The following is a 13,137-nucleotide window of genomic DNA, read 5'->3' as shown; positions in this document are numbered from 1 at the left end:
GGGCCTGCGGGCTCACCGGCGGTGGGGAGCCGGAGGAGCGAGGTCAGCGCCATCGGCGGGTGCCGGTCATGGTGGTGCGGTGGCCACGCCGGACGCCCTCGCGCATCGGGACCGCGTCCACCCGACGTCGGATCGGACGGCGGGCGCTCGTGGCTGAGGCCGCACGGACCTTCGAACTCGGATTGGCCGATCGGCCGCCGGTCAACCGGGTGCGCGGCTGGGTCGCGCAGGCGCTGCCGGACCTGCACCCGGACCTGCTGGACGATCTGTGCCTGGTGGTCACCGAGTTGGTCAGCAACGCCTACGACCACACCCACCGGCCCGTGGCGCTGCGGATGACCCACCGGCCGTCCGGTGTCCTGGTCGAAGTCGACGACAAGTCGTCGGATCCGCCGACCAAGGGTGTCTCGCGGATATCGGACACCCGTGGCCGGGGCCTGGTCATCGTGGCCGCGCTCGCCCTCGCCTGGGGCAGCACCGGCTGGCCGGAGACCACCCACGGTCCGGGCAAGACCGTGTGGGCCGAACTGGCACACACAGTGCCCTGAACACAGGCTTGAGCGGTTGTCGGGCGCGAGCAGCACTCGGTGCCGCTGTCGATCACGTCGCACCTGATTCCCGGGGTGCCGATCGTGGCCGTACCTCCTCATCGCCGGACCGCTGCTGCCCCGCCCTGCTGTTCGACCTCGTGCCCTGACGCCGGGACGACGAGGAGCGTCGCCCGTCCCGAACGGGTGTCGGCAGCGGGCACATCGTGGTCAGCCGTACGATGAAAAGCGAGCCGCCTACGCGTCCAAGTCGGGCTCCATGTCGACGTGGAGCGGCGGTAGGCACACAACACGGCGCTCGAACGGGTGAATTTGTCTCCTACGGCACACCTTCTGCGCACGCAAGGCGACAAAGGCTTTCCGGGACTCCCGGCGCACCACCCGGAGGCGCCCTAACCGCATTATTGCGATCAATTCCGACGTTGATCGTTGCTGACGTGCACGAACACGAGTTCGGCCGGACCACCCGGTCGTGCACGGGCGGATGCACGCGCACCCGTTCAACCAAGTTGATCTTGATCCGCCGAAATTGACCACTTGCAGTCTTGTGGTCGGTTGCTTCACGCTGCGTCTATGGGTCAGACGCCAGTGCCTTACGGCGAGTGGGTCGAGCGGTCGGCGACCGACGATTCGCCCGAGTGGATGCGGGGGATGCGGGCGTACCTGCCGCGTCCTCTGGCGTCCGACTTTATTCTGCCAACCGAAACCCACCGCGTGCAGGCGATGGCTGAGCACACCCTGGGAGAACTGAACGAAAGGACGCGCGGACTTCCCGACCACGCGATGTTCGAGTTGTGCACCAGGTTGCGCGAGGTGCAGAGCGCGGCGGAGATGGCCGGCACGAGCGCGGACTTCTCCGAGTCCTGGATGACCAGCCTGTTGTTGACCCGCGCGGCCGAAGGGGTCGGCGAGCCGGAGGAGGTGTTGTTGGAACGTGCTCCGATGGGCCGGTTGTTGCAGGCCGTCGAGCACGGCGCGCAACGCTTGGCGGGCGGTGGGCCCTTCGACGCCGAGTTGCTCTGCGAGGTCGGCCGCAAGCTCGCCGGCGGCGACCCGGCCGAGCCCGGCCTGCGGACGGGCCAGAGCTGGCTGGCCGACCGCAAGGGGGACCAGCCGCGCATCCTGACCGTGCCGCCGGGCGCGTTGCTGCACAGCGCGTTCGCGCAGTGGTCGACGTGGATCGACGCCCCGCACTCCCTGCCCCGGGTCGGCAAGATCTCGCTGGGACACCTGCACCTGGCGCTGTTGGACCCCCACCAGGGTGCCGGGCCCTACCTGACCAGCATCTACGACGCGTCGGCGATGGTCCGGGCGGGATTGCTGCGCGACCAGGTGCTGGCGCTGTCGACCTGGTTGGACGAGCACGAGCAGGAGTACCACGCGCACATCCGCGCGGTGGTCGACGGCGGGCCGATCGAGGACTGGATCTTATTCTTCGCCGGAGCCGTCCGTGCCCAGGCCACGGAGCAGCTGGCACTGATCGACAAGCTCAACGCCCTGCGGCGGAGCTTGGTGGCCCAGGCGAAGGGATCGCCCACGGTGCAGCGGGTGGTGAGCGGGTTGATCACCGCTCCGGTCACGAGCAACCGCGCGCTGGAGACGGTCTACGGCATGGCCAACCGCACCGCGACCCAGGTCACCCGGCACCTGGTGCAGGTCGGAATCCTGGAGATCGTCGACGGCAAGTCGTACAACAAGGTGTTCGTGTGCCAGCCGGTGCTGGACTTGTACGCGCTTCAGGTCCCCCTGGCCCCGGAGTCCGACCGGGACGCCTTCGCCCCTCCCGCGGACTGATCCCCCACTCCCGAAAGAGCAAGCCCACCATGTCCCCACGTGCGTGCCCGAACCCCCGTCGCCGCCGCCCGCACCGCGGCCGGCACCGCCGCCCGCGGGCGTCCCACCCGCCGGCCCGCCGTGCGGCACCGGCGGTGCTCAAACCGCTGATCACCTTGATCCAGGTCGTCTTGGCGCTGGCGGGGTTGTGGCACGACTAGCCGATCCCGTGACCGGGCAGCGGCAGGTGCTCGGGGTGGGCCAGCAGGGCACGGATGCGTTGGGCCGCCTGGTCGTCGTGGTCGACCAGCAGCCGCAGGGCACCGCTGAACTGCCTCTTGGCCGTGCCCACGGCGCCCAGGCGCCAGAAGGCCCTGCCCAGGGTCTCCAGCAGGGAGGCGAGGTCGGAGGGCGGGACGTCGGCCAGGTCCTCGACGGCGCGCGCCGCGTCGCGCAACTGCTCGCCGGCGTTGCGGGGGCGTCCGACGACGATCAGGGCGACCCCGCGCGCGACCTGGGTGCGCGCCAGCCCGAACCGGTCGTCAACGCCCTGGTACAGCGACCGCAGGCGCTGGTAGCAGTCCAGCTCGCGGTTGCCGCGCCGGTCCGCGCGGTAGATCTCGGCCCGCCGCCACAGGGTGTCGATCATGCCCGCGGTGTCGCCGAGCTCCTTCCACACCGTCCACTCGCGCACCCCGTGGGCGTTGGCGGTCACGAAGTCGCCGGAGGCGGCGAACCAGCGGGCGCTCAACCGCAGCAGCCCCGCCAGCCGGCGGGGTTGCCGGTCGTCGATGGCGGCGCGCGTGCCCGCGTCGGCCAGCCCCTCGGCCCACTGCCGCGGCACGTCGGTCGGCGCGCAGGTCCACAGGTGGGCCGCCAGGGCGGTGGCCAGCGACCTCAGCCGGGCGCGACCGGCGGCGCGCACGGCGGCCAGCGACACGGTCAGGTGCCTGCGCAGCCAGGACGTGGCCTGGGGCCGGTCGGTGAACCCGATCGGCGGCACGGCGGGCGGGGCGGTGGTCGCGGCGGCGGTCGCGGCAAGGGGCTCGAAGCCGTCCACCGGTCGCCCCAGCAGGGCGCAGGCGGAGCCGAGTGCGGCGAGGAGGTCCTCGCCGACCCGGCGGGTCACCAGTTCGGCGGAGTCGTCCCACGGCAGGGGTAACAGGGGCGGGTCGGGGTACCACCCGAATTCGCCCTCGGCGATGCGCACCAGACCCGAGGCCGTCTCACTTCGCCGGGCCGCGACGTGGTCGAGCAGGTCGGGATCGAGAGCGGCGCCGGCGGCCAAGAACCGGGCCGGCACGGTGCGCAGGTCCAGTACCTGGAAACAGCGGAGCAGCTCGACGTCGTCCGGAGGTCTGTTCGATACCCGATTCACCAGCGACAACTCCTCGATCGGCCCGGCTTCACCCCTTCGTGAGCACGCCCCTTCGACTCTCCGCGCGACCGTTCCCCCTCGATCATGCAGGCTCGTGCGGGCGAGCGGACCCCTCGTCGCCCGATCAACGCAATCCGGACGGGATTCGGATGAACGCCCACGCCCGGAACACGGCCCGCCAGTTCTCGCACAAGTGATCAACGAAAGTCAACTGTACGAGTGACAAGTCACGAGTGGCTTCCGGGTACGGGCAGTACGACACGATTCCTCCTCACACCCGCTCCCACCCGGGGTGGCAGCCGTGATTACCAGGTCGAACTCGGCGGAAAGCGCTGCGCGCACTCAACGCCCGCCTCCCGCGTCCTCTATCGACCATGTCGCCGCAAACGTTTCCACGGGATCGAGACCACGCCCGCCTGCGGACCGGCGACCGACATCCAGCCGAGGCATTCAGCCATCCATAGTGGACTGAGTGCATACCTCACCTGGGCGGACAATGAGCGCCGTTCTGTCGCGGAACTGATCAAAACCTTTGCGGATCGACTGAATCCGTCGACGGTCGTCCTATGTGGACATTGTGAGGGGGATGCGACCGCAGCCGCGTAGGGGAACGAACGGGAGGCGGGTCGGGTTGCGGGGGTCAGGCACGGCAAGAACGCTCAAGCGGGTGGTTTAGGCACTGTCGCCACCGATCGCGGGAACCCCCTCACGACTGGGGCCGCGGAGACTGTGGGCCCGTGACACATGCACCTTTCGAAGGGGGCTCGATGAACACCCGCATCCTGGTCGCCGTGCTCGCGTGCACGGCGACCCTCCACGCACCGGTCGCGCAGGCGGCCGACGGGCCGGAGAAGCTGGTCGCCTGCGCCACGACCCAGGCGGACCGCGCGACCTCACGGAGCGAAACGCAGACCCGGTCGCAGTCGTGGCTGGACCAGCGGGTGCCGTACAGCCAGCAAGCCTGCCACCGCAACGACTTCGGCGACTACCGCACCGACTGCTCCGGCTACCTCTCGATGGCTTGGGGCCTCACCCACTCCCGGACCACCTCGACGCTCCACGAGGTCGCCACCGAGGTTCCCCGAGCCGACCTGCTCCCCGGCGACGCGCTGGTCCACCACAACCACGCCGCACTCTTCATCCGCTGGGCGGACGCGGCCAGGACCGAACCGGTGGTGCGCGAGCACACCGGGCCCGACGGCGAACCGCCGGTCGAGCGGAAATGGACGGCCGAGACCGCCAACGCCTACACCCCGCTGCGCTACAACAACGTGGTCGAGGACAGCGCACTCGCCCACTCCGCCGTGGGCTGAACCGACAGCGGGCCCGCTCGGCGAGCCGCGAACGCCACCCGCTGAACTCGAAAGCCTGCTCACCCACCACGACCCACGCCGGGAAACCACAGGTCGTGGTTGCCGGCGTTGCTCCGATCCGGGCAATACGGCGTTATCGGGGACCCCTGCGCGTCACGTCTGCGTCGAAGGCGCGTCGAGGACGTGGGAGGGACAGGGTGGCGATGGGCGGCAGAGTGGTGGAGAAGCCTTCCGGGCGCGGGTTCGTGCTGACGGCGTGGCTCGTGGTCTACAGCGTCGGCGTGCCGGCGCTCGGTGCGACGCTCATCGCGGCGGCTGTGCGGGAACTCGGCCACGGGCGGACGCTGGGCATCCCGATGGTGCTGGTGCTGCTCGGGCTGCTGGGCGAGGCGATCGCCCTGACCGGGCTGTGGCTGTGGCAGCGGTGGGGGCTCTCGCTGCTCGCGATCAGCGCCGCCGTCGGACTGCTCGGGGCCGCGATGGGCGACGCGCCGGGCCTGATCATCGCCGGTCGGATCGTCTGGGTGTGCGCGTTCGTGTTCGTGCTGATGCCACGCTGGGAACTCTTCCGGGCCTGACGGGCCCGCAGGTCGTCCGTCGCCTACCTGCACCTGGTGGTCGCCGTCGACGGCCACCGGGCGCAGGTAGGCGACAACCCCGCTCAGGTCTGCCTAGTGGCAGGTCCAGCGGACCGCTTTCCCGCCGGCGAACCCGCCGAGCGCGCCACCCTCGCCGACAGCGCCCGCCTGCCCGTTGAACGCGCCGGTCGGCAGCGGGAGCGCGGTGAGGAACTTCGTGCCCTGCCAGACTGCGCCGGTGTAGTTGCCGTCTGGCAGGTACCCGACGGCGAGCCCGTCCTCGTTGACCGCGTCGATCACGCCGGCGACGGAGAACTGCTCGTTCACGCCGGTCGCCTCGTGCCACTTCCAGGAGGTGCGGGGCGAGTCGTAGAGGCGGCTGGTGATCACGCCGTCACGGGTCAGCCCGCGCGGGTAGACCGTGTACCCCCAGTCCGGCAGTGCGGTGAGCACGCCGCTGCGCCACAAATAGGGCGTCTCCGAGGAGTCGAGGAGCACGGTGCCGTCGTCGGCGATCGCCACCGGGTCCGGCGACCGCACCTCGGCGGGCGCGATGACCTCCGGGGCGCTGCCGTCCGCACGCCACAGCACGGCGACGCGCTTGAACGTGGTCGGCGTGTACGCCCGCCCGAGCACGTCACCCCGGCCGTTGATGTCCTTCGCGGCGACGTTGTCGTACCCGGCCGGGGTGGGCAGCTCGCGGTAGCCGACACCGGGCGCATGGGTCATCAGGACGCTGCTCGTGCCGGGTCGGTCGACGGTGCCGACGACCACGCCCGAGGCGTTCCCCGCGATCGTGACGAACTTGCCGGCACCCTCGGGCCTCGGCACGACCTCCAGACCGGCGGCGGTCCAACGCACCAGCGTGTGGTCGGTCCGGTTGGGGGCGTAGAAGCCGGAGACGTTGCCCTGGCCGTCCACGCCGGTGATCCGCAGGTTGCCGGAGCCCATGCCTTCCTGCACGGGCAGGACCTCGACCTGCCAGGTGCACTCCGTGCCGGCGGCTGACGCTGCGGGCGCGAGCAGGCTGCTGACGACGGTGGCGGCGGCGAACGCGATCAGCGAACGTCGGGATAGTGCGGTGTTGCGCATACGGGCTGTCCCCCCAAGTGTTCAACGACAGGCAACTCGTCGGCACTGGTGAAGACCGTGTGGGCATGGCTGTGCTCTTGCGCGGCATAGCGCGGAAATCCCCCCACGGAGTCCCCCAGGTCCCCTGCCCTCACCCTACGAGAACGATCAGCCTGTGCACACCCTCCGACCAGCCGTCGATTTCGGCGCAGCTGTCGAAGGTGCCGTTCGTCTTCGCGAAGCAGAGAGGCAGTTGGAAGTCGTGGGTGGTGGTGAACAGCAACGTGACGCCGGTGTCCGTAGCGGCCGTGGCCGCTACGGACACCAGCGATGTCAGTTGTTCTCGGAAAGTGAAGCGCTGCCACGGGTTACGGCGGCGAAGGCGTTGACCACGCCGTGCCCGTAGAAGCCGTTGAAGTAAAGGTCTCCTTCGCAGGTCGCGTTGTACTCCGCCGGGAGTCCGAGGTGCTCGTAGGACACCGTGCGGGGTTCCGGGCAGGCGGTCTTGTCCGCCGTGACCTTGAGCACCCGTTCCACCGACGTCGGCGACAGGGTGAGGGTGCCGGGGTGGGCCGGGTCCGGTTTGCCGTACTGGCTGACGGTGAGTGCGGCGGTGGCCGAGGCGTGCGGCGCGGCCATCGACGTGCCGTCCAGGTAGCGGTAGTAGGCGCACGTAGTGGCCACGCAGTGCTTCAGCATGTTGTTCGCGTCGCCGAGCGGCGTGATGTCACCGTTGGCGTCGATGAAGCCCTGCGCCAGGGACGAGCTGCGCGAGTAGGTGGACAGGATCCGGTTCTCCCGGTGTTCGTACCAGGGGGTGCCCCAGAAGTCCTTCAGGAACCCGCCCGGTGCGGACAGGTCGATCTGCTCCACCCCGTAGTCGGAGCGGTTGGACTTCGCCCGTGACGGCCCGAGCGCGGACACGCCGAGCACGTGGTCCAGCTCCGTGGGCACCTTGCTGCACGTCGCGTTGTCGATCGGCCGCTGGTACTCGCCGTTCGGCGGGAACGCGGGGCTGGTCGTGTCGGTGCGCGGCTTGCCCAGGTCGTCGTGGTTGTTGCCCAGCGAGCTGACCAGCGTGACGCCCTTGCTGTGGGCGTAGTCCAGCGCGCGCTGGTAAGCGGCGACGATCGTGCGCTGCTCGATCTGGTGTTCCGGGGTGTCGTTCGGGCTCGCGGCGCAGTTGTACCGCCAGGGGTCGATGAAGAACGACATGTTGATCACGTCGATACCGACGTCGGCACCGTAGGTCAACGCGTCGATGACGGGTTGCAGGAAGGCGTAGCCGCTGTCCTGGGTGGCGCGCAGGCTCACCAGCGTGATGTTCGGCGCGACGCCCGCCATGCCGAACTTGTTGTGGCCGGCGGCGATGATGCCCGCCACGTGGGTGCCGTGGCCGTCGTCGTCGACGTCCGCCGGGTCGACGCAGCTCGCGACCTCGCACGGCCCGTCGACGCTGGGCACGTCCCGGGTGAAGTTGCGCGACAGCGACCGGTCGAGCCGCCCGCTCAGGTCCGGGTGGCTGCCGTCGATGCCGCTGTCGAGCACGCCGACGTACACCCTCGGGTCCCCGAGTTGCTTTTCCCGGGCCAGGTCGCCGCGCACCATGTTGAAGCCCCACTGCTTTTCTTCCAGCGGTTCCTTGACCGTGGGCACTTCGGTCACGGGTTGCGCGGCGGTCGCCGCCGGGGTCTGCTCGGCGGGATCGGGCTTCGTGTTCTCCTCGATGGTGAAGTCGCGGGCCGCGCCGAACACGGCGGCGGAGGCCGTGACCTGCTCGATGAACCCGGTCTTGGGCGCTGTGACGGTCAACGTGCCCGCGGCCGGGTTCTCCCGGAACAGGACACCGCCCGCCGCCTGGACAGCGGCGATCGCGGCGGTCCGGCTCGCGCCGGTTTCGATCAGCACGGTGTAGCCGCTCGACGGCGTCGCCGCCGATCCGGATCCGCCGACTCCCAACGATATGAGCAGCGGTGCGACCAGCGCTGCGGTCATCAGTCTGTTCCTGCGCATGGAATCCCCCTCGATCGACATGGTCGGCCGGCACTGTCCCGGCGACAACGGTGATCCGGACGATGTCTAGCGCGCCGGGGTTGTTCACGTTCGGCTGTCGCGAGGTGAACAAACAGGAGTGAACAAGCGGTACGGCTGATCGGCGGACCGGCCTGGTACGTGCGGCGGTAGGCTCCCGGCCGGTATCCCGGGCGACGAGGAGCAGGGCACGATGACCACGCTCTCCCCGCTGTCGCAGGATGAGGCGCGGCTCCGGCGGTCCGGCGGCCCAGCCCTGGTCCCGTTGTGGCCGCACCCCCGGCTCGACGGCCACCAGTTCGCGTTCACCGCGACCCGGGAGTGGTTCGACGCCGGTGGGCTGTCCCGGGGCCTTCTGTCCCGGTCCGCCACGCCTTCACGCGGCGCATGGCAGAAAGAAGGCACGCATGACCCACGATCCGGAACGTTGTCGGCGCGCCGCGGAATCGGCCCGATCCGATACGAGGACCTATTCCGCCACGGTCCTCGGGCCCCACGTCGAGTGGGCTGACTGGATCAGGGAGGTCGATGAACCGGACGGCATCACCCACGAGGGTGGCGGTGTCGTCGTCTTCACGGCGGCCGCCGTCGCTTACCTGCGGGAGCTTCCGGCCGGGTTCGACGGCCACGTCGACGCCGCCGGACTGCTCCACCTCGACGAGGCGCGATATCCGCTGGTCCAGCGCTCGTGAACCGGCCGTCAGCCGCCCGTCGCAGCGGTGCTTGCGGACGACCATCTCGCGCGGCTGGGGCGCGAGTTCTTCGACGATCTCCGCGCCGTGGGTGCCGTCGCGCATCCCGGTCTGCTGGAGGCGCGGGAGGTACGTGGTTTCCCGCGGTGAGACGTCGAAGGTGTCGTAGAGGATGTGCTGCGTGTAGCTGACCGGGACGCCCGCGGCGCGGCACGTGTCGACGGTGTTCCGCATCACCGGCAGGCGGTCGCGTGCCATCGGCACGGCCATGGGGAAACCGTCGCGCACGAAGTCGTTTTGCATGTCGATGACCAGCAACGCGCAGGACTTCGGGACGACGGCCCAGGGCGGGATCGTCACGGCGCTCCTCCACGGCTGCTCCGGGAAATCGTGCCGGGACATCAACACGGGGCCGGCCGGGTCAGGCGTCGGGAAACCAGTCCCGACCCGGCCTGCCCCGGTGTCAACTGGAGGGCGCGGCGCTCGACGGCGACGGGACCGTTGTCGACGGGACTTCCGACGATGACGGCGGGGGCGTGGTGGTCGCCGTCTCGGGGACGCTCGACACCGTCGTCGTGGGGGTGGTCGTGGTCGTCGGGGTGTCGGACGACGTGGGCGGGCGGGTGGGCTCGGTCGACGTCGTGCCGGGTGGCGTGGTCGTGGCGCCGGGGAGCGGCACGCCCTCCTCGCGCAGTACGTCGAGGATGCGGGACTTCGCGTCCTGCAACGCCTGTTGGATCTGCTGCGCGCTCAGCCGGGGGATGTCCCCGGCCAGTCGGGACAGTTCGGCCCAGACCTCCTCCAGCCGCGCTTTCGCCTGCGGGCTCAGGTCTTCGGGCAGGGTCACGACCAGTTGCGAAGCCAGCGCGTAGGTCACGCACTCGACGCACGAGTGGTTGACGGCGACGGCGATGTTCTCCGGCACCACCACGTCCGCCTGACCGACGATGAGGATCACCTGGAACGCGACGGCCACCGTCGTGCAGCCTCGGCACGACGCCAGGGCGTACGCCTCGTTCTTGTTGTCCACCTTGCCGTCCGTCTCCCACACCAGCGCGAAGGAGACCTTGTAGCGGACCGAACCGTCCTCGGTGTTCACCGCCAGGGCCTGGTTGTCGCCCGGCCCCGGCGGTTCCGGGCGGTCGAACGGGAAGACCCACGTCGGCGCGTCCGCCGGTCCGCCGACCGGCTCCAGCACCATCGCCAGCACCGGCTTGTCCCTGGTGGGCCGCGGTGTTCCGGTCGGCCACGCCGTCTGGGCCGTGACGGTCTCCGGCGCGGACTGCGGGGCGGGCGACGGGGCGGCCGGTCCTGGGCCGGACGCCACCGCGGGCACGACGTCGGTCACCGTGCCGCGTTCACCGGGCTGGATCGGGCGGTAGCGGTCGGGCTCGGGCCACCACGCCCACAACAGGCCGGCGATCACGGCCAGGCCGCACAGCACCACGAGCGCACGCCGTCCGGGCTTGCCGTCGCTGGACTTCCACGCACGGGTGGCCAGCCGCTGCGCCAGACGGATCAGCAGCAGGCCGATGCCGAGCACGGGCAACGCGATGGCCGCGACCGAGAGCACCCGCACCAGCACGAGCGCCACGTCACCGTCACCCAGCGCCGCGCTCGCCGACCGCCACTGCTCGCCGGCGCTCTGCCACGCCGTCCCCACCACCCGTGGGAAGGCCAGCACCAGCAACGCCGTGCTGAACAGCAGCAACGGCACGACGATGAGCACCCACGCCGTCACGACGACCCGTGCCCACGGCTTGAGGACCGTCGACTCCGGCTTGCCCCAGCGGTGCGGCAGCAGGCCCAGCAGCGTGGGCTTGATGCGGTGGAACAGGTCGGGGACGCCGGTCAGGTCGGCGAGCACGTGGTAGCCGTCGTAGCGCACCATCGGCGCGAGCTGGCGGACCATCTGCACGATCTGGGTCGCGACGACCAGCAGCAGCGCGTCCCAGCCGGACAGCCACCAGACGCCGTAGACGGCGACCGCGACCAGCGCGTTGAAGTACAACCCGCCCAGGTCGGTGCGCAGCCGCCCGGCCCGGCCGAGCCGGTAGCTGTCGGTGACGTCGGTGTAGAAGGCGGGCCACAGCAGGTAGAGGCCGAAACCCATCGCGCCCGGGGTGGCACCGCCGTACCGGGCAGCGGCGGCGTGCCCGAACTCGTGGAAGCCCGCCGACACCACCGTCACCGCGAACACCAGCAGCAGCAAGGCGGGCTGGTGGAACGCCTGGTGGGTGGCTCCCGCCAAGCCCTTCTCGAACAGCACCCAGAACGACACCGCCGCGAACGCCACCAGCACCGCGGCCACCACCAGCGGGTGGAACAGCCGGGCGAACGGCGCGGTGATTCGCCTGGTCACGCTCGGCTCGGTGATCACGCGGCGCAGGCGCAGGCCGAGCAGCGGTTCGGCCTTGCGGTGCCGCGGCTGGGAGCCGTCGGGCAGTTCGAGCACGCCGAGCGGTTCCAGCTTGGTGCCCAGGAGCGTCCGCACGTCGTCGGCGGACACCGAGCGGCCCACGGCCCGGCCGACCCGGGCGGCGATCCCGTCGTGGTCGGTGTGGCCGTCGACCGCTTCCAGCACCCGGTACAGCAGCGGGGTGAGCTGGAGGACCTGGCCGTCGGCGCGGCGGACCAGCGCCGGCGGGCGGCGGTAGCCGGAGTCGCGCAGCTCGCCGATCAGCTCGACGTCCCGCGCGCGTCGCGGCACGCCCCCGGCGGGGCGGGACGCGGTGTCCACGCCCCGCCCCGCCGAATCCCGCCCGACGGGATCCCGCCCGACGGGATCCCGCCCGACGGGATCCTGCCCAGGACGGTCCTGTGCTGAGGCGTTCATCAGGTCGCTCACTGGTCGATGTCGGACCTCTGGGCGGCGTTGGCCTCCGCGGTGCCGTCGATGGTCTGCTGGATGATCGCGTCCTGCTGCGCGACGGCGGTCGCCTCCGAGCCGACCGAGCCGAGGTTGGCGGCCACGGCGGCGTCGATCGGCGCGGCCACGTTGGCGTTGAGGGCCACCGCGCCGTTGATCGGCGCGGCCAGGTCGAGGTCGGCGGCGAGGTTCACGTCGACGTTGAGCAGGCCGCCGTCCAGCGCGCCGGCCACGTCGGCGGGCGGCACCCGGACGTCGCCGCCCCCGGCGGGCGGCTGCGGGGCCGGGGCCGGGGTCTGGCCCTGGTCGATGGCGCTGTCCTGGTCGGAGTTGGCCAGCGCCTCGCCGGTGATGCCCTGCTGGATCGCGACGCCCTGGTCGGCCAAGGCCTGTGCGGAGGACCCGTCGGACAGCACGTTCGCGCCCACTGCGGCGTCGATCGGGGCCGCGACGTTGGCGTTGCCGGCCACCGCGAGGCCGATCGGAGCCGCCAGGTCCAGGGCGAGGTCCAGGTCGACGTTCAGGTCGAGCAGCGAGTAGACCTCCTTGTCCGGCAACGCCGTGCCGGACTCGGCGGCCAGCTCGTCGATCGACAGCGGGGGCAGCTTCGCGTCGCTCATCCGTCGCTCCATTTCCTCGGGTTCGGCACCGGTCGGATCGCAACCGGTCGGTGGTCCAGACCAGTACCCAAGGCGGGGTCGGTGAAACGCCGGAGTTCGCCGGGTAGTCGATATCGGCGGGAAAACCCTCCTGACGGCGTGATCACGTTCGGCCGAATGGACGGAGTAGAAAGTGAAATGTATTCAGAGCGGCTGTTCGGCCCGGTAAGAGCGCGATGCCGGCCAGACGCCTGTGCCGGCCGCATTTCCCCGGAGGGAATCGTC

At 70.7% G+C, this 13,137-nt stretch carries 10 protein-coding genes; 4 read left to right on the top strand and 6 right to left on the bottom strand.

Annotated features, from left to right (window positions below):
• Positions 1-149 precede the first annotated feature (149 nt).
• Both BN6_RS13870 and BN6_RS13865 read left to right on the top strand, forming a co-directional pair.
• Positions 150-548, top strand: coding sequence for an ATP-binding protein (locus BN6_RS13870; RefSeq protein WP_063641905.1), 399 nt, complete (start codon positions 150-152; stop codon positions 546-548).
• A gap of 723 nt (positions 549-1,271) precedes the next feature.
• Positions 1,272-2,342: a Fic family protein gene (locus BN6_RS13865; protein ID WP_148302861.1), complete on the top strand. Its 1,071-nt coding sequence runs from the start codon at positions 1,272-1,274 to the stop codon at positions 2,340-2,342.
• A 196-nt stretch (positions 2,343-2,538) separates the two neighbouring features.
• Here BN6_RS13865 and BN6_RS13860 read toward each other — a convergent pair whose 3' ends face one another.
• On the bottom strand, positions 2,539-3,699 hold the full coding sequence (locus tag BN6_RS13860) for a hypothetical protein (RefSeq protein WP_015100275.1): 1,161 nt from the start codon (positions 3,697-3,699) through the stop codon (positions 2,539-2,541).
• A gap of 767 nt (positions 3,700-4,466) precedes the next feature.
• On the opposite strand from BN6_RS13860, the gene BN6_RS13855 reads away from it, so the two are divergent.
• Together BN6_RS13855 and BN6_RS13850 are read left to right on the top strand one after the other, a co-directional pair.
• Complete coding sequence (locus BN6_RS13855) at positions 4,467-5,012, top strand: hypothetical protein (protein WP_015100274.1); 546 nt, start codon at positions 4,467-4,469, stop codon at positions 5,010-5,012.
• A 203-nt stretch (positions 5,013-5,215) separates the two neighbouring features.
• On the top strand, positions 5,216-5,590 hold the full coding sequence (locus BN6_RS13850) for a hypothetical protein (protein WP_015100273.1): 375 nt from the start codon (positions 5,216-5,218) through the stop codon (positions 5,588-5,590).
• Positions 5,591-5,683: 93 nt separating this feature from the next.
• On the opposite strand, the gene BN6_RS13845 is transcribed toward BN6_RS13850, so the two are convergent.
• The 5 genes from BN6_RS13845 to BN6_RS13825 form a co-directional block, all read right to left on the bottom strand.
• Complete coding sequence (locus tag BN6_RS13845) at positions 5,684-6,682, bottom strand: hypothetical protein (RefSeq protein ID WP_015100272.1); 999 nt, start codon at positions 6,680-6,682, stop codon at positions 5,684-5,686.
• Between the two features lie 312 nt (positions 6,683-6,994).
• A complete protein-coding gene (locus BN6_RS13840; protein WP_015100271.1) occupies positions 6,995-8,674 on the bottom strand; it encodes a S8 family peptidase in 1,680 nt (559 codons plus the stop codon).
• 323 nt (positions 8,675-8,997) lie between these two features.
• Positions 8,998-9,702, bottom strand: coding sequence for an isochorismatase family protein (locus tag BN6_RS41860; protein ID WP_158509382.1), 705 nt, complete (start codon positions 9,700-9,702; stop codon positions 8,998-9,000).
• Between the two features lie 145 nt (positions 9,703-9,847).
• A complete protein-coding gene (locus BN6_RS13830; RefSeq protein WP_148302859.1) occupies positions 9,848-12,124 on the bottom strand; it encodes a zinc metalloprotease in 2,277 nt (758 codons plus the stop codon).
• Between the two features lie 104 nt (positions 12,125-12,228).
• Positions 12,229-12,873, bottom strand: coding sequence for a hypothetical protein (locus BN6_RS13825; protein WP_015100268.1), 645 nt, complete (start codon positions 12,871-12,873; stop codon positions 12,229-12,231).
• Positions 12,874-13,137: the final 264 nt, after the last annotated feature.

It is taken from the genome of Saccharothrix espanaensis DSM 44229 (genome assembly GCF_000328705.1).
Classification (GTDB): Bacteria; Actinomycetota; Actinomycetes; order Mycobacteriales; family Pseudonocardiaceae; genus Actinosynnema; species Actinosynnema espanaense.
The sequence above is the reverse complement of the archived record's forward strand: the minus strand, read 5'-3'. Positions and strand labels throughout refer to the sequence as shown.

Coding starts and splice junctions, on each gene's coding strand:
- BN6_RS13845 (WP_015100272.1), bottom strand. CDS start 6,682: ATGCGCAACACCGCACTATCCCGACGTTCGCTGATCGCGTTCGCCGCC.
- BN6_RS13840 (WP_015100271.1), bottom strand. CDS start 8,674: ATGCGCAGGAACAGACTGATGACCGCAGCGCTGGTCGCACCGCTGCTC.
- BN6_RS13865 (WP_148302861.1), top strand. CDS start 1,272: ATGGCTGAGCACACCCTGGGAGAACTGAACGAAAGGACGCGCGGACTT.
- BN6_RS13855 (WP_015100274.1), top strand. CDS start 4,467: ATGAACACCCGCATCCTGGTCGCCGTGCTCGCGTGCACGGCGACCCTC.
- BN6_RS13850 (WP_015100273.1), top strand. CDS start 5,216: ATGGGCGGCAGAGTGGTGGAGAAGCCTTCCGGGCGCGGGTTCGTGCTG.
- BN6_RS13825 (WP_015100268.1), bottom strand. CDS start 12,873: ATGAGCGACGCGAAGCTGCCCCCGCTGTCGATCGACGAGCTGGCCGCC.